The sequence below is a fragment of the Bradyrhizobium sp. CB82 genome, assembly GCF_029714405.1.
Taxonomy (GTDB): Bacteria; Pseudomonadota; Alphaproteobacteria; order Rhizobiales; family Xanthobacteraceae; genus Bradyrhizobium.
On the sequence record NZ_CP121650.1, the window covers coordinates 7,986,261 to 8,002,654 of the forward strand.

Genomic DNA, 16,394 nt, shown 5'->3' on the forward strand with positions numbered 1-16,394 from the left:
CATCAGGCAGCAGCCTGGTCGATCGGTGAGAATGGCAACCCGAGACTCTCGGCGACAGCCTTATAAGTTAGCCGGCCACGATAGACATTCAGGCCCGCGCGCAGATGCGTATTTTCAAGCACGGCCGCGAGTCCCCCGTTGGCGAGAGCCAAACCAAACGGCAACGTGGCGTTATTCAGCGCCTGACTTGAGGTAAGTGGAACAGATCCGGGCATATTGGCGACGCAGTAGTGGATGACGCCGTCTATCTCGTAGGTTGGGTCAGCGTGAGTCGTCGGACGCGATGTCTCAAAGCAGCCACCTTGATCGATGGCGACGTCAACGATTACCGACCCCTTGCGCATCGAGCGTAACATGCCGCGGCCGACAAGCTTCGGTGCACTTGCGCCGGGGACGAGCACCGCACCAATAACAACATCTGCAGCAAGCACCTCCTCCTGAACAGCTTCTATAGTTGAAAACTTTGTGCGAACCCGTCCTTCGAACAGCTCGTCCAATTCGCGAAGACGGGATATCGAACGATCAAGAATTGTGACCTCAGCGCCCAGGCCGGCCGCCATCCTCGCCGCATGCGTACCAACAACACCGCCTCCGATCACCACGATACGAGCCGGCTGGACGCCCGGCACGCCCCCGATTAAAATCCCTCGTCCGCCCGCATGCCGCTTCAAAGCTGCACCTGCTGCCTCGATTGCAAGCCTGCCCGCAACCTCGCTCATCGGCGCAAGCAGCGGAAGCCCACCGTGGGCGTCAGTCACCGTTTCGTATGCTATTGCGGCGCAGCCCGATTTTAGGAGACCCTCAGCCTGCTCGGGATCGGCTGCCAGATGGAGATAAGTGAAAAGGATCTGGCTCTCGCGCAGCTGCGTCCATTCGGACGGCTGGGGTTCCTTAACCTTTACGATCATCTCGCTCGAGGCGAACACTTCGCGAGCGGAGCCCACAATCGTTGCGCCGGCTTTGCGATAATTGTCGTCGGTAGTACCAATACCGGCACCAGCATTAGTCTCGACCAGGACACTGTGGCCAGCCGCCACATATTCGCGGACAGCGCCAGGAGTCAGTCCCACGCGGTATTCGTGCGCCTTGATCTCCTTGGGAAGACCGACCTTCATTTGTAATCTCCTCACCTTGAGATCATTCTCTAATCGAAAACGCGCGGCGAACCTCAAATTTTCGCCGGCAAACTGCGCAGTAATTCAGCTATTTTCGACGCTCTAACGCAGGATTTCAAGCAGCCGGCCTACGCGATCGGGCATCGGGGGGGGTAAGTAAGAGAACGATGCTCTTTTTCCTGCTCTTGCCGCATTCACGGCGAAGCTTCCAACAGCGGGGCGTTGAGAACGTACCGAATTCGGCAACGCGGCTCACTTCTTCAACGGCCTGCTCTCATGTTTGCTGTCAAGGGAGTCGATCAGGGGGAGCCGCTTCCGGCTGAGCGCCCGGACGCTGGATTTCGAAGGTGCCCACGGTAGGCGGCAGGGCCAAGACGACGGTTGATCAAGCTCTCATGCGCGGGTTGGGTACCGCATGACCGTGGTTTCGTCTTGGGGCTGCCTCGGTCTAGTGGGCGAGCGTCGGCGATGCCGGCTGCCACGAGGATTCCCCACCGCGCCCTGCCTCCTGCCCTGGGCACCGATATGGTCGAGCAGCGCTCTTCAGGCGGCCGGCCCGAATTGTACTTGACGCGTGATCGCCCACAGGAAGCCGACCATCTCGCGTGCAATGGCGGTGGTGACGATCACCTTGGGTTTGCCGGCCGCCGACAAGCGGCGATAGCGGTTGTGGCGCCAGCTCCTCGATCTGCTTGGTCAAGCAATCCACACGGGCCTCAACGTCGGTCACGGCATGAATGTAGTCCTGCAGAACGATTTGGCTCGCCGGTGATCGAAGCACACCGTGGTGAGCCAGCGACGATAAGCCAGGGTCCAGCCCTTCTTGCCGGCATAGATACGCCCATGTCGCAGCAGGAAGCGTTGGAGATGTTGCCGCGCCTTGCCGAGCACACGCATCGCCGTGGCGCGGGCTCTCACCAAGGTAAGCGCTCAGCCAATATCCTGGCTTCGGGGTTGGATTAGATGTGCGAAGAAGCCTCCGGCTTGAACGGAGGTTTGGGATGGGATTGGACGGCAAAAAAAGACGCCCATTTGGACAGCTCATCAGTTGGGTCTGGAGCAGTCAGCCGGCTTGAGGTGCTTGAGTGACCGTCCGGGCGTCGCGTGCGTTCAGAGGCCGAACGGGCTCGGATCGTCGCCGAAAGTCTGCTGCTCGGCGCAGGTGGCGGAGGTGGCGGGCAAGCACGGGGCGACGCGCTTGCAAATTTACGATTGGCGACGACGCTTCCGACAGCGCGGCGAATTGCCGTCGTGCGAGGCTCCGCAGCCGCCGTTCGCGCCGCTGGTCGTGGAGGGGCCGTTAGAGGAGCGTCACGTTCTTGCAGTCAAGCTCGAGATTGCGATTGGCGACGTCGTCGTGCGGACGGACGCGGCGATAGATGGGGAGCAGCTATCTCGAGTGATCCGTGCGGTGCGGGCGTCACGATGATTGTCCCCGGCGCCGAGCTGAAGATTTACATCGCGACGCGGCCCGTCGACTTCCGCTGTGGGCACGATGGGCTTGCTGCAAAGGTGCAGGAGACGCTTGGTCTCGATCCGTTCAGCGGTGCAGCCTTTGTGTTCCGGTCGAAACGGGCGGACCGGATCAAGATTTTGGTGTGGGATCGAACGGGCCTGGTGCTGGTGCACAAACGCCTCGAGGGTTGCAAGTCCGTGTCGCCAAAGATTGCGAACGGCGTGATGCGGATATCGCCGGCGATGTTGGCCGCGCTGTTCGAGGGCCTGGATTGGCGGTTGGTCCGCCCGGAGGAAGCGCGGCGTCCACAGGTCGCTGCATAAGTGCGGCAGAATGACTCTGTACCGAGTTGGCCATGGCGCCGGCGGCGCAGATGTGCTCGACATGGCGCATGAGCACCGCGACGCTTCGCGACGAGAATGAACGCCTGAAGGCGCTTTTAGCGCAAACGCAGGCAGCATTGAGCGAACATCAAGCGGCGCTGGCAACGTCGGAAGAAGCGCGGTGCCGGGTGGAGATTATTCTCGGGGAACTACGCCGAGAGAAGTTCGGAGCGAAGTCCGAGAAGCTGCGGCCAGATCAATATCATTTGCCGCTCGAAGACGTGGAGATCGCGCAAGGCGTCCTGGACGCGGCACAGGAGAAGGCGGCCGTGATCATCCAGGGCCGATCGCGCGGCGGATCGGATCAAGCCCGTCGCAATCGGGGCTGCATTTGCCGCGGGTGGAGCGGATCATCGAGCCTGCGAGCACGCTTTGTCCGTGCGGTTGCGGGGCGATGACGAAGATCGGCGAGGACGTCAGCAAACGGCTCGACGTGATCCCGGCGCAATGGCGCGTGCTGGTCACACGCCGCCCGAAATACATCTGCCGCCGCTGCTCGGGCCCTGTCGTGCAGGCGCACGCACTGGAGCATGTCGTGCCTGGCGGACTACCGACCGAAAGCCGCGATTGCGTAGGTGATCGTCTCCAAGTTTGGCGACCATACGCCGTTTTACCGTCAGGCCGAGATCTATGCGCGCCAGGGGATCCGGCTTGATCGGGCGACACTGGGCAATTGGTCAGGCCGCGCCTGCTTCCATCTGCAGCCCGTTGCCGACCACATGCGCCGCCATCTGGCAGCGGCGGATCGCCTGTTCATGGATGAAACCACGGCGCCGGTGCTCGATCCCGGGCGTGGTCAAACGAAGAAGGGCTTACTTCTGGGCGATCGTCTCCGACGACCGCGGCCATAGCGGCCCAAGTCCGCCCATCGTGCTGTTCCGATATGCCCCCGGTCGCAGCGGCGCCTTCGCTGAGCAGTTCCTGGACGGCTTCAACGGACGCTTCCTGCAATGCGATGCCTATGACCGTTATGATCGGCTGATCGAAGTCGCCCGACCGCAAGGGCCGTGGACGCTCGTACATTGCTGGAGCCATTTGCGCAGGCGCTTCGTCAAATTGGCCCGCAACAGTAAATCGCCGATCGCCGGGGCTGCCGTCCGGCAGATCGCACAGCTCTACGCCATCGAAGCCATGGTACGCGGTTCATCGTAGCCGGATATCAGGCTGGCCGCGCGCAAGGAACACTCGCTGCCGCTCGTCGAGGCGTTGAAGCCGTGGTTCGCGAAACAGCTATCGATGATCTCCAGCGGCTCGACGCTCGCTGATGACATCCGCTACGCGCTCAATCATTGGCAGGGGCTGACGCGCTTCCTCGATGACGGGCGTCTCGAGCTCGACACCAACCCGGTTGAGAACGCGATCCGGCCAATCTGCTTGACCAGAAAAAACGCGCTCTTCGCCGGTCATGAGGTCGGAGCCGAAAACTGGGCCTTGCTCGCATCCACCGTGGCGATTGTAAGCTCAACGACGTCAACCCGGTCGCCTACATCGCCGAAACGCTCACGGCGATCATTGCCGGCCATCCCCAAAGCGAAATCGACGACCTCATGCCATGGCGGTTCCGCAAAAGGTCAAGCCAGCATCAATAGGGTTGCTGCTAAGCGCTTACTCACCAACTCGCGCATGGCCTCGTGCGCCGCATCCGGAACCCACACGGCTGTCAGCTCGCCGCTCCGGTGCAGCTTGGCAAGCATCGCCGCGTCGCGCCGGTCCGTCTTGACCCGATCCCCAGCCTTCATCGGGATCAGCGAGGGGGCCACCACGATGCAGTTGTGCCCCAGTCCCGTCACTTGTCGATGCAGGCCATATCCGCAGGGTCCGGCCTCATAGCAAAAACTTATCTGCCGGTCGCCCTTGCCAACCTTCTTCTCCAGCTTGTCGATCTGATCGGCGCGATTGGGGATGATCCCCAAGTTACGAACTTCCCCTCCGCGCATCCCTTCGGCCACTGCAACCGAAATCGTCGCCTTGTGCACATCCAACCCCACGAAAATGCTATCGTTCATCAGGCCCGCTCCCCATGCTTGAGGCTCGGCGCCGGACCATCCGGCGCGACCTTGTCGTGTGGCGGGCCGCCCGTCACCTCAGAGAGCGAACATAGGGCTAGCTAGTTTCTGTCGCGAAACGTCCGGGTTGAGTGGCGCAATCTAAGTTATGCCGATGGATTGGGCACAAAATGCCAGTAGCTGCGGGGATCGGCAAGCTCCGGAGGGCCGATTTTTGGGCTTGGTTTCGGTGTTGGGCAACGAAGTGTCAGCTCAAGATATGTTGAGCCGTGGGGGTGCCTGCGGCTTCGGAGAAGGGGCTATGAGGTTCAAGCCGCTTTTTGCCTGCGCGGCGATCGCGCCATCAGCATTGCCGCGATCCTCATGAGATTGTTGGCGAGCACGGCGGCGCCGACCCACAGTTCGAAGCGGTCGCGTCCTTCGGCGAGACAGCGCTTCATGCCGCGGCCTCAGAACAGCACCGAGATGCGTCCCTCGATGCCGGCGCGAAAGCGCTGACCATTCTTGAAGACCGCGCTCTTCTCGTACGCCTCACGCCGTCCCGTCCTCTTGCCGCCACGCTGCGGAATGCACACCACCTTGACACCGGCGTGCTTGCACGAGGCAAGGTTCTGCTCGCTGAAGAAGCCACGATCCGAGCCGTACAGCTGCGGGGCACGGCCAAAGGCTTGCCTGTGGCGCTGGAGGGAAGATGCCACGTGAACCTCGTCGGGCGGATTGCCTTTCAGCACATCGTATTGCGTGATCAGGCCCTCCGCGCTTTCGGCGAGGAAGACTTTATGGCCGAACTCGACCGGCGTGCGCACCTTGCCGCGCTTGATCAGGTCGGTATGGGGCTCGAAGATGGAATAAATCTTCTCGTCGGTAGCCACCTGCTCACCGAAGAGCACACGACGACGTGCCTGATCGATGACGCGATCTCCCAGCCCGCAGAAGTGCTCGATCTGCCTGCGCAGTTCCTCGATGGCCACGTCGGCGAACATGTCCTTGCCGCGCATCGTGCGGGTCCTCTCGAGCCCCGCGCGTGCGTTTCCTACGACCTCCTCGGCGATGTCGATGAGCACCCGGTATGTGCGGGTCTGCTGCTCGTGACGCTGCCTCGTCGTCATGCGCTGGATCTCGTACATCCGGCGCCGCGCCGCGCGCGTGCGGTCGCAAAAGCCCTCGATTCTTCGCAATTCCAGCGCTCTGGCCAGACGGCGGACCAAGCGTGTGACGACGCGGACCACATCCCACAACAAGGTGTTATCGGTCGGATGATGAATGTCGGTCTGCACCACCGTACTGTCGACCCGCAGCTTCGCGCCGTCCTCCAATCCGAGCTCGACCGCTGCCCGAACCACCAAATCGTTGACCGCTCTCAGCGTTTGCGGGGTCAGACGTGCTTTGCCGATTGCTGATGCGGCAACGTGATCAGGGCATTCGCCTGGAGCCGTTGCTGGAGGCGATATCCGGCTTTCTCGACGACCAGCGGGACGTCATCGAGCGCGTCCGGCGGGATCTGGTGCGTGGCCTGAAGCAACCCGATAGCGGTCGTCACGGATTGACGGCGACACAGGTTCTGCGCTCGCTGGTTCTGATGCGGCTCAAGAACTGGGACTATCGCGAGTTGCGTGAACGCATCGCAGATGGATTGACGCTTCGTCAGTTCACCGACTTCTACTGCGCGCCGGTGCCGAAGCACGACGCCTTCCAGCGTGGCTTCATCCGACGTCGCTCTCACACCGCTCGGCTCTTCTTGCGTTTGGCTGCTTCGGTCCGTTCTCGCTTCAAGGCCTTCACGTAGCGCGGCGCAGTCTGCTGCAGCAGCTCCTGCAGGGCGCGTCCGTTGTCCAGACTGCGCTGAACCTCCGGCATAAGCTCTTCCGGCACATAAACGGCAACACGACGCCCGCCCGCCCGACCGTACAGCACATAACTTTGATGCTGTTCGCCAGACTGGCACGCCGGGCAATTCTTGCGGATGCATCGACTCCGGCGCAGGCTCAGCGAACCCAGAAGCGCAGGCCAAAGATTCGTCGTTTCGCTTTGCAGCCAGCGCGCGACATCAGAAGGCGATTCCGAATCAACATGCTTCATAGAAGCATGTGATACCATGCACATGTACGTCGCAAGAAAAACCGTGCTCGAAAATCGCGAAATACCCTTATTTTTAAGGGCGAAATGTCTTTCGCGACAGAAACTAGCTAGTAGTTCATCACAGTGATTTTGACGTTTTGATGCCGAGCCATTCGAGGATGAGCAAGTTTTCGGGTGGCAAAAGAATCTCGATGCTCCGGGGAACACCGGGCTGACGGCGAATGAAGCCGTTTCGTTCGAGGGTGACGATCATCTGGTGGACCGACGGCGGGCTGACGCGGAAATGGCGCTGCATGTCGGTTTCGGCGGGTGGGCGTCCGAACATGTGCGCGTAGGTGTAGATAAAGGCCAGGTAGTGCCCCTGCTTCTCCGTGAAGCGCGTGCCTGATTTTTGACTCATCGCTGGATTCGTCCGGGCCTCCGACAAGGAGGCGAAGCATGAATGTACGTTATCGGGTCGAATTGAGCCAAGCCGAGCGGGACGAACTGACGGCGATGCTCGGCGGCGGCAAGCATGCCGCCCGCAAGCTCAAGCGGGCGCAGATTTTGCTGGCGGCCGATGCCGGTAGTTGCGACGCGGAGATTGTCCGAACCGTCCGGGTCAGCCTGTCCAGCGTCGGCCGGACCAAGCGCCGCTTCGTGGAAGGCAATCTGGAGCGGGCCTTGAGCGAGGAGCCGCGTCCGGGCGCAGAGCGCAAGCTGACCGGCAAGGAGGAGGCCCTGCTGGTGGCGACGGCATGCGCCAAGCCGCCCGCCGACCGCAAACGTTGGACGCTGACGCTGCTGGCCGACACGATCGTCAAGCTCACCGATCATGACAGCCTGTCGGGCGAGACCGTGCGTCATGTCGATGGCGAATACGTCGCCCGCATGGAGGACGTGCTCGACCTCTACGCCGAGGCGCCGGATCCCGTCCGGCCGCTGGTCTGCTTCGACGAGACCCCCGTCCAGCTCATCGGCGAGGTCCGTCAGCCGATTCCAGCCGAGCCGGGACAGCGCGAGCGCTACGATTACGAGTACCGCCGCAACGGCACCGTCAATCTCTTCGTTACCTTCGACCCGCATCGTGGCTGGCGCAACGTCAAGGTTACAGACCGCCGCGCCGACGTGGACTACGCGCACTGCATGCGTGAACTCGTCGACATCCATTATCCCGACGCCGCCTGCATCCGTGTCGTTCAGGACAATCTGTCGATTCATACCGCCGGCGCGCTGTATCAAGCATTTGCGCCTGCCGAGGCCCGTCGCATCCTGCGCCGCCTCGAATTCCACTACACCCCGAAACACGCAAGTTGGCTCAACATGGTCGAGTGCGAGATCAGCGTGCTGCAGCGTCAATGTCTCGGCCGTCGCATCGACGACCCCAAAAGGCTCCGAAACGAGATCGCTGCATGGCAACGGCCGCGAAATAAAACCCGACAACGCATCAAGTGGATGTTCACAACCGACAAAGCCCGCGCCAAACTCCGCCGCGCCTATCCAACGACCTCCAAAGAGTCAAAACCACTGTGATAAACCACTAGCGCTCAACAATTCCGCTGCCGTGGCATGTTGATACGCGCTGATACCAGTCCTGAATATGAGACGAAACACTCCTCACCAGAGTAGGTAGTGTCTCAACCATTGTTAATGGTGTACGAGGAATCCGTTAGTAACTCGCGGGATAGGTTATGATGAAAGTTACCCCGTTGCCACAAATTGCACCGATGGAAAAGAAAGTAAATCCGCTGCACTTGTCACGGTTTCTTCAGTGTTTTGACGAAGCGGCCGCCCAAAAAGGCATTAGGCTTTCAATCGGATTCGATTTTCAAAAGTATCTCTCGATTACGCGGGCCATTCCAACAAAGGGGCCTACATATCCGAACTTCCGGCCAGATCGTTCGCAAATTAAATCAGGCGAGGGATATTGGATCATTGGCGTCGACAGGAATAACGAGATTGCACTTTTGGAGGCTGCTCGATTATACAACCTGTCGCACAGCAGCCTTGCAGAACACCTGCAATCGTTGAAGGCCTTTTACTCGAACCCGGCCATACACGCACACCCTGAGGATAGTTGTATTTGCACAGCACCCAGCGCGAAGCAGCTGGCCGGGAAAATCGCCTACCACGGGGATCTTTGGGTACGCCCCGACTTTAGAGGGCAAGGCATACCAAAGATCGTGTCGGGAATTGCTCGCGGCGTGTCCTATGCCATGTGGACTCCTGACTTCGTATGTGCCCTTGTAGCGCGCTGGCGAGTGGACAAGGGCGTTGTTGCGCAAAATGGGTATGCCCATCAAGAGCCGGGCGGGTCGAAATTACGGCTGGTAGAGTACAACATTGTGGACGACGACTGGCTTATTTGGGTGAATGGGAAGGAGTTGAGGAGCGAGATTGAGCGTCAGCGTACAAAAGATCTGTTTTAAGTTCCGATCGTCTTTGCTGGCACGACCGGAAGGGATCTTAACTTTCGCGATATGTCGCAACGCTGCGCTACAACAGCGAGCCGCGAAGAAGTCTGGCCACCGAGATCATGTGGCCGATCCGTAGTGAATGCCTCTGGTTCCAGAAGGCCCAAGCTTCCATGAACGCCTGGCCATCTGGCGTGGTCATCTTGATATCGTATCGGGCGTTCGATGGAAGCGTTCAAGGGAAGCGAGGATGTCGTCGGCGACTTTGTCTTTCTGAATGGATTGGAATCTTCACTGTGATGACTGATTGAGTCCAGTCGTCCGTTCTTTAATCTTGGGCACGATGTCAACCCCGATAGACAAAAATGATCCGCTGCCGGGTTCATGGTTCTTTCCGCGGTCGTCTCTATGCAGGAGCGCCGCATGATGGCGTTCAAGAGGTGTGGCATCCCGATGTTAAGAGCGCGGTGCGTAAAGCCCCTTCGAATGTCACGCCGCCACGTCGTGGCCGCGGTATCCCTTGTCGAACATAGGCGCGCTCGATCGGACAGCCGGTCAACTGTCTCGGTGCGGTCAATCACGTCCCGCAGAGTGGGACCGTTGCATGGGTTGCCGGGCAACGCGCTCGCGTGCAGCACGAACAGGCCACCGGAAGCCCCGGCGATTTGCGGTGACTTGCCGATGCACTCCACCTCCGGGGCATGGAAGGAATAAAGTTTCCAGCGCACTGGCGCTGCTGTTGCGAGCGGATCTGGCTGGCGCGGCCAAGCGGAAGGGCGAAGGTCTCCTGCAGTGCTTGCTGGCCCTCAATCTTGCGGCGGATATATCCGGCCCAGCCGGCTGCGCAGGATGCGCAACTGCCGCTGATGCCGCCTGAACTATTTGGCATGAGCGTAGCCACCTTCCATCATCGCCGCGCCTTTGCCGACGAGAGAATAGGATTGCCGCAGTCTGACCTGTGCTTCCTGGCCAGGCGGTTCAGCCCCCGGATCGCGGAATGCAGCAGTGTTGCGTCGGTCGGGAAACTGACGGCCTTCGGTTGCAGCGTGGAGCCGGCCGTAACGCGCTTGAGGACCCGGCTGCACAAATCGCCGGCCTCATGCGCCACCCGCAGGCTCGGCCAACAACCCTCCAGCTTGTCGCCGAGCCTCTTGCGCCAATGGCTCAGGTCTGAACGCTCATGCGGCAAGACGTGATGGAAGAACTCTTCGCCTGTGAAGAACTGGAAATATGGGTCGTTGACCAAGCACTCGCACAGTCCCTTATCGGACAGCCAGTAAATGTGCTTGAGCAACAACAATTCGATCATGAAGCGGCTCTCCATACCCGGCCGTGCTGTTCTCGTTGTAGAGCGTGGCATTCTCGCCCTCGATCTAGTCCCAGTCGATGTTGGCGGCGAGCAGAACCAGCTCGTGCTTCATGTTGATGATCTGGTCCAACCGAGCCCGGAATAGCGCCGCAGTAGCTCATGGATAACTTGGCGCCCTCGGTCTGCTCGATTCCACCCGTGCAACTCCTTCTCGACATCTGTAGACGATCGCGATGTAGACGGCGTTGTTTTTGACCAGTGGCGTAGAGAACGTGGCCTAAGCGGTTGCGGCCAGACAAGTCGCTCGGCGTGAAGTGTGCGATCTGATGTGCTGCCCGCAATCAAATCGCAGACGGTTTGCGCTATTGATACATCGTTCTGGCGCCACCCAATCGACTTCTCAAGATGATCGCATTTTTCTGTGTCATGAGCTGTTTGGATGATTCTCGCATATGTTTAACATCCGTCTTCATGCAGCGTCGAAACTCAGAGGCTGCGGGGGCGCCGTGTGCTATTATTGCAGCGCCTCTAGCCTAACACTACTTTGGCAGATTATTAGATTCCGCTGATTTATTGGGACTCCCGAATCGATTTTTCAATGATTCATGGGTGGTCGGCTCTTGGAGGGCTGACCATGGCGGATTGGGAAGACGAACTCGAACGCTGGCTGAAGCCATTCTTGGATCGGTTGGGTCATAAGACCCGGCAGCGGATCTGCCCCCTATACGTTGCGGGATTGATCGGTCCTGGCGACCGCAAAAGCGTTCAGCCGATGGCGATACGCCTGGCAACGGGCAACTATGATCAGCTGCACCATTTCATCGCCGATGGTGTCTGGGACGCGGCACCGCTGGAATCGGAATTGCTCAATCAGGCCGACCGGCTTGTCGGCGGCAAGGACGCGGTGCTGGTTATTGACGACACGGCAATGCCGAAGAAGGGTGAACGCTCGGTTGGTGTCGCGGCTCAATATGCGTCCACTCTTGGCAAAACGGCAAATTGCCAAACGCTGGTGTCGCTGACACTTGCGCGCGGCGAAGTGCCGGTGATTGGACAAGCAACGTGCCTCGTTTGAAGCGCGCCCGCGTACCAGTCGAACACCGCACGCCACGATCCAAGCCAGAAATTGCTTTGGCCGAGATTGACCGCGCGATGGCAGCCAAGGTGCGCTTTGGGTGTGTGCTGGCGGATGCGGGATACGGGCTCAGCGTACCGTTTCGACAAGGGCTAACGGAACGTGGGTTGGCCTGGGCCGTCGGCATCCCTCGTCACCTCAAGGTGTATCCGGTTGATGTGCAGCTCATTTGGCCGGTCATTAAAGTTCGAGGTCGACCCACGAAAGCACCACGTGCCGAATATTTTATCGATCTCGGCAGAACACATGCTGGCCAGCGCCAAGTGGAAAACCGTGAGTTGGCGCGGCGGGACGAAAAGTCGACTGAAAGCCCGATTTGTTGCTGTCCGTGTGCGTACCGCTGACGGACCTCCTCAACGAATATGGGATAAAGGTCAGCAGCATCTCCCAGGTGACGAAGCCTGGCTCATCGGCCAGCAACGCGCCTCCGGGGAGAATAAGTACTATCTAGCCAATCTGCCCGCCGCGACAGATCTGCGCACACTGGCGGCCACCATCAAGGCACGATGGATTTGTGAACAGGCGCATCAGCAACTGAAGGAGGAGCTTGGGCTTGATCACTTCGAGGGGCGGTCCTGGCAAGGTCTTCATCGTCACGCCTTGATGACTATGATTGCCTACGCCTTCTTGCAACACCGTCGCCTCGCACACGCGGGACGGAAAAAAAAGAATCAACGGGCCTCCGCCTCAACCAACCATGCCCGCCGTGCGCCACGCCATCGTCGATCTCATCCTTCGGCCGCCATTGCAGCGATGCGCATACTGCAGAAGACGAATCCATGAAAAACTGCAGCACAAACCATTTCTGCCAAAGTAGTGCTAGTGCCCATGTCAGAAATCCGACATTCGTCGTACAGCAAACGAAATCTCCGCAAAGCGCGGCGTTTTCAGCCGCGTGCTGGCTGGCATGCGACTTGCTAGACTGCTCCTGACGGACCCAGGTAGGGAACGCCAACCACGATCAATCCTCATACGAGCGGTGAAGAGCCCGTAGCCGACAAGCAGCCCAGATTCATGGTCGAAGCCGACGAGAGCGCTGTAGGGCAGAAGTAAAGTTCGACTTCACGGAATTGCCGCGAGTTCGTTGAGCCGGTCGGCGACGATAACTTTTGAGTTTCAATCATGCGAAGGAGCGATCCATCATGGACTATCAGTTTCTGAAGTACGAGACCGATGAGCGCATCGCAACGATCATCTTCAACAATCCGGCCCGCTGCAACGCGTTCAGTTCGATAATGCGAAAGGAATTCAGGACCGCGATCGCCAAGGCGATAGACGACGAGGACATCCGAGTCATTATCGTAGCCGGTGCTGGCGGAAAGGCATTCTCCAGCGGCTACGACCTTAATGAAGCCGTTGATATCGACGATCTGTCAATAATGGATTGGCGCAAGCGGATCGCCGACCATTTCGATTTCGCACACACGGTCTGGGTCTGCTCCAAGCCTGTAATCGCGCAAATCGAGGGTTATTGTCTCGCCGGGGCGTTCGAGTTCGCTCAAATGTGCGATATCCGGTACTGTTCGGAGGACTCCAAGTTCGGCGCAGTCGAGAGCAGATTCGCGGGCGGCGTGACGACGCTCGCTATGCCCTGGATCATTGGCGCGCGCTGTCGGGAACTAATCTATACCGGCGACACAATCGGCGCCAACGAGGCGAAGGAGATGGGCCTCGTGAACCGGGTATTTCCCAAGGATCAGCTTCGAGTCGAGACCATGAAGGCAGCTAAGCGCATATCGCTCGTCGCCATGGCGTGCCTTCAGTGGAACAAAAGAGCGATCAATCAAACCTACGACATCATGGGTTTCCGCGCAGCGACCACTTACGGGATGGAGGCCTGCTTGCTGCTTACAGCCATGGATCCCCCAGAATACAAGGAATTCAACCTGCTACGCCGCGAAAAAGGCGTGAAAGAGGCTGTGAACTGGAGAGACTCCCAATTCAAAAAGTACGAATAACTCGTGGCAACAATGATAGGTGAGAGCGTTAGCCATGCGGCGGCTTCCAGGCTTTCGGCAATCGGATGCGCCGAGCGGTGGCCGCTTATCTCGCGTCTGTCCGCGAAGATGGCTGAGCGGCGAAAAAAGCGCGACGTTCGACTCGAATTTGCGTTCGATCGCCTCGTCGGCGCCAAACTTGAACACGTTAGGCCGGGCGCATGCATTTTCCCGGAGCATTATCCAAGATTGGGCTCGATAAGTTGGGCCGATCCCCAGCTCTCAATCGCTCCGTTCTCGTGGGCGATGCCGTGATTGTTACGGGAAGGCCGCATGCTGTAATGGGCGCAGAGGTCCACCGCGGGGTCAGATCATCCCGTGCATTGCGGTCGAGATTGCTGAAGGCGGCCGACAGGCCGTCGGTCCGATGCTCCCGCGGTGCCGCACAGAGCGACCACGGGCATTCTGCGGCCCTTCGGCCAATGCGACGAAGCTGTCGCCTCCCAGCACGACATGGCGTGCTCAAACCCGCAATAAGCCAACCGCCGCTCCAAAAATCGACTCCCGCTCAATGGCTTGGGAGGTTCTTCACATGGCGTAATCGCGGCTGACATCTTCTTGAGAACACGAGGATCGGTACGATCGGCGTCAGCAAATCGAAAAGAAGCCGCGCTATGAAGCAGTACGTTGGTCTGGACATCTCTATGGAAGAAACCAGCATTTGCGTTTTGGATCAGGCCGGCGGCGTGACATTCGTAAGCATCCGGTGAGGCTTTCAATTACCCACAAAATTCTCCTCCGACCATGGCGCCCAGCGCGATGTCGGTGAGGCGTGACAGCCCGCGCCACATGACGGTATTGCCGGGCGGCGGATCGCTGGCGCGGGCGAGATAACCGCCGAGCCGGGCGATCTTGGATAAGGCGGGTCGCCTCAGATCGCACACGGTTTGCGGCATCCTGATGCATTCGAGCCTCGCGGTTACACTCGAGGGCGTGCCGCTGGGGTTGGCGGCCGTTAAGTTCTGGACCCGGAAGAAATTCAAGGGGACGGCAGCGCTTAAAAAGAAGATCAATCCGACCCGGATTCCCATCGAGAAAAAGGAAAGCGTCCGGTGGTTGGAAAATCTCAAGCAGTCTACGCAACTCTTGGATCATCCGGGACGGTGCATCCATATTGGTGATCGCGAGAGTGACATCTACGAGCTTTTCTGCGCAGCACAGGAGATCGGAACTCATTTCCTGATCAGGACCTGCGTCGACCGCTTGGCTGGAGACGGGGATCACACGATCGCCGACGAAATGGACGAGGTCGCCGTCAAAGGGCTCCATCGCATCGAAGTCAGAGACAGCAACGGCGATCCCGACCAGGCCATTCTTAAGATCAGGTATCGCAAGATTCGCATTCACCTTCCAAGGACCGCAAACAGCCTTTTGCCGATCGATCCCCTAATGTCAGCCCCATAGAGCACCCCCTCGCGAATCAGGTGCTCAGCAAGGAATCACAAGTGATTCTTTCGACTCAAGATTTCGCCGATCAGCGGATCAGCCCGAGTGGTCAAAGTTATGGGTAATTGAAAGCCTCACCGGAGGGAGACTGACATTCGAAGGTTGTGCGCCGACCAATCCGGAGGCGATCGCTAAGCTCCTGCGGCGTCACGCAGGCAATGCTGAGCGAATCGTTTTTGAAACGGGCTCGCTATCCAATTGGTTTTGGCATCAACTCAGGGCACTGGGCTTTCCGGTGATTTGCCTTGATGCGCGTCACGCCAACGCGGCGTTATCGATGTGCATCAACAAGTCGGATCAGAACGATGCCAAGGGATTGGCTGAAATGGCCCGCATGGGATGGTACCGGGAAGCTGCCGTGAAAGGGGGCGGAGAGCTGGAAAACTCGTTCGATGCTGGCGGCACGAACCAAGCTGGTGAATCTACGGCGAGATATTGACAACCAAATGTGCGGTCTGTGCAAGGGGTTAGGAATAGTACTCGGCAAGGCCGGCTCGACCAACCTGGCTCGTAAAGTGGACGCCGTGCTTGCTGAAGCGCCGGATTTGCAAGATATTTTCGCACCGCTGCCGCTTGCCCAGTCCTGTTTGACTGAACAAATCGAGAAGTTCGATCGACAACTCATGGCAGTGGCAAAAGGCGACCAAATTGTTCGGCGAATGATGACCGTTCCCGGTGTCGGTCCCCTGACTGCCCTGTCCTTCGTCGTTACCATCGACGACCCCAATCGCTTCAGACATTCCGCCGACGTGGGCGCCTATCTAGGCCTGACACCAAGACGTTATCAATCCGGTGAGATGGATCGCACTGGCCGCATCTCCAAGCGCGGCAACCGCCAGATGCGAACTTATTTGTTCGAGGCCGCGAACGTCCTGCTGACCGTTGTCAGGCGAGGTTCTGCGCTCAAGCGCCGGGGCAGCAAACTGGCCAAACGCATCGGCACCAAGAAGGCCAAGGTTGCCGTCGCTCGCAAAATGGCTGTCATCCTCCATGCCATCTGGACTGATGGCACCGAATTCCAGGCAGAGATGCGCACCGCATGAACCAGTCTTAAACCAACCCGGATCCGCCTTCG

14 protein-coding genes and 5 pseudogenes are annotated in these 16,394 nt (G+C 59.1%); 9 read left to right on the top strand and 10 right to left on the bottom strand.

The genetic code is table 11. The annotated features are described in order from the left end of the window. Positions 1-2: 2 nt before the first annotated feature. The gene (ald, locus tag QA640_RS38350; RefSeq protein WP_283037848.1) at positions 3-1,115 is read right to left on the bottom strand and encodes an alanine dehydrogenase; all 1,113 of its coding nucleotides are present in this window, start codon (positions 1,113-1,115) and stop codon (positions 3-5) included. A gap of 726 nt (positions 1,116-1,841) precedes the next feature. After that, positions 1,842-2,036, bottom strand: coding sequence for a hypothetical protein (locus tag QA640_RS38355; protein ID WP_283037849.1), 195 nt, complete (start codon positions 2,034-2,036; stop codon positions 1,842-1,844). 504 nt (positions 2,037-2,540) lie between these two features. On the opposite strand from QA640_RS38355, the gene tnpB reads away from it, so the two are divergent. Both tnpB and QA640_RS38365 read left to right on the top strand, forming a co-directional pair. Beyond that, positions 2,541-2,894, top strand: coding sequence for an IS66 family insertion sequence element accessory protein TnpB (gene tnpB, locus QA640_RS38360; protein WP_283037775.1), 354 nt, complete (start codon positions 2,541-2,543; stop codon positions 2,892-2,894). A gap of 68 nt (positions 2,895-2,962) precedes the next feature. Beyond that, a pseudogene (locus QA640_RS38365) lies at positions 2,963-4,543 on the top strand (IS66 family transposase). A gap of 3 nt (positions 4,544-4,546) precedes the next feature. Here QA640_RS38365 and QA640_RS38370 read toward each other — a convergent pair. The 3 genes and pseudogenes from QA640_RS38370 to QA640_RS38380 all read right to left on the bottom strand — a co-directional run. Next, positions 4,547-4,960 (bottom strand): annotated as a pseudogene (locus tag QA640_RS38370) (transposase); the annotation flags it as partial. Between the two features lie 308 nt (positions 4,961-5,268). Then, complete coding sequence (locus QA640_RS38375; protein WP_283037850.1) at positions 5,269-5,400, bottom strand: hypothetical protein; 132 nt, start codon at positions 5,398-5,400, stop codon at positions 5,269-5,271. Between the two features lie 9 nt (positions 5,401-5,409). Next, complete coding sequence (locus tag QA640_RS38380; protein ID WP_283037851.1) at positions 5,410-6,276, bottom strand: hypothetical protein; 867 nt, start codon at positions 6,274-6,276, stop codon at positions 5,410-5,412. Between the two features lie 83 nt (positions 6,277-6,359). On the opposite strand from QA640_RS38380, the gene QA640_RS38385 reads away from it, so the two are divergent. Continuing rightward, positions 6,360-6,746, top strand: a complete 387-nt coding sequence (locus QA640_RS38385; RefSeq protein WP_283037852.1) for a transposase — start codon at positions 6,360-6,362, stop codon at positions 6,744-6,746. On the opposite strand, the gene QA640_RS38390 is transcribed toward QA640_RS38385, so the two are convergent. Continuing rightward, positions 6,680-7,039, bottom strand: coding sequence for a DUF6788 family protein (locus QA640_RS38390; protein WP_283043134.1), 360 nt, complete (start codon positions 7,037-7,039; stop codon positions 6,680-6,682). The genes QA640_RS38385 and QA640_RS38390 overlap by 67 nt on opposite strands. A 118-nt stretch (positions 7,040-7,157) precedes the next feature. Then, positions 7,158-7,439 carry a helix-turn-helix domain-containing protein gene (locus QA640_RS38395; protein WP_283037727.1) on the bottom strand — a complete coding sequence of 94 codons (282 nt, stop codon included), beginning with the start codon at positions 7,437-7,439 and terminating at the stop codon, positions 7,158-7,160. 38 nt (positions 7,440-7,477) lie between these two features. On the opposite strand from QA640_RS38395, the gene QA640_RS38400 reads away from it, so the two are divergent. Next, positions 7,478-8,551, top strand: a complete 1,074-nt coding sequence (locus tag QA640_RS38400; protein ID WP_283037853.1) for an IS630 family transposase — start codon at positions 7,478-7,480, stop codon at positions 8,549-8,551. 161 nt (positions 8,552-8,712) lie between these two features. Next, entirely contained in the window at positions 8,713-9,447 is a 735-nt protein-coding gene (locus tag QA640_RS38405) for a hypothetical protein (RefSeq protein ID WP_283037854.1), read from the top strand. Between the two features lie 458 nt (positions 9,448-9,905). Here the strand turns inward: QA640_RS38405 and QA640_RS38410 are convergent. Beyond that, positions 9,906-10,871, bottom strand: a pseudogene (locus QA640_RS38410) (transposase); the annotation flags it as partial. A 468-nt stretch (positions 10,872-11,339) separates the two neighbouring features. On the opposite strand from QA640_RS38410, the pseudogene QA640_RS38415 reads away from it, so the two are divergent. Together QA640_RS38415 and QA640_RS38420 are read left to right on the top strand one after the other, a co-directional pair. After that, positions 11,340-12,659 (top strand): annotated as a pseudogene (locus QA640_RS38415) (IS701 family transposase). A gap of 359 nt (positions 12,660-13,018) precedes the next feature. Continuing rightward, positions 13,019-13,834: an enoyl-CoA hydratase/isomerase family protein gene (locus QA640_RS38420; protein ID WP_283037855.1), complete on the top strand. Its 816-nt coding sequence runs from the start codon at positions 13,019-13,021 to the stop codon at positions 13,832-13,834. A gap of 257 nt (positions 13,835-14,091) precedes the next feature. Here the strand turns inward: QA640_RS38420 and QA640_RS38425 are convergent. Next, positions 14,092-14,358, bottom strand: a pseudogene (locus QA640_RS38425) (IS21 family transposase); the annotation flags it as partial. Positions 14,359-14,592: 234 nt separating this feature from the next. After that, entirely contained in the window at positions 14,593-14,757 is a 165-nt protein-coding gene (locus QA640_RS38430; protein ID WP_283037856.1) for a hypothetical protein, read from the bottom strand. A gap of 16 nt (positions 14,758-14,773) precedes the next feature. Here QA640_RS38430 and QA640_RS38435 point away from each other — a divergent pair, with 16 nt between their 5' ends. Both QA640_RS38435 and QA640_RS38440 read left to right on the top strand, forming a co-directional pair. After that, positions 14,774-15,277: a hypothetical protein gene (locus tag QA640_RS38435; protein WP_283037857.1), complete on the top strand. Its 504-nt coding sequence runs from the start codon at positions 14,774-14,776 to the stop codon at positions 15,275-15,277. Positions 15,278-15,711: 434 nt separating this feature from the next. Next, entirely contained in the window at positions 15,712-16,362 is a 651-nt protein-coding gene (locus tag QA640_RS38440; protein WP_283037858.1) for an IS110 family transposase, read from the top strand. Positions 16,363-16,394 lie beyond the last annotated feature (32 nt).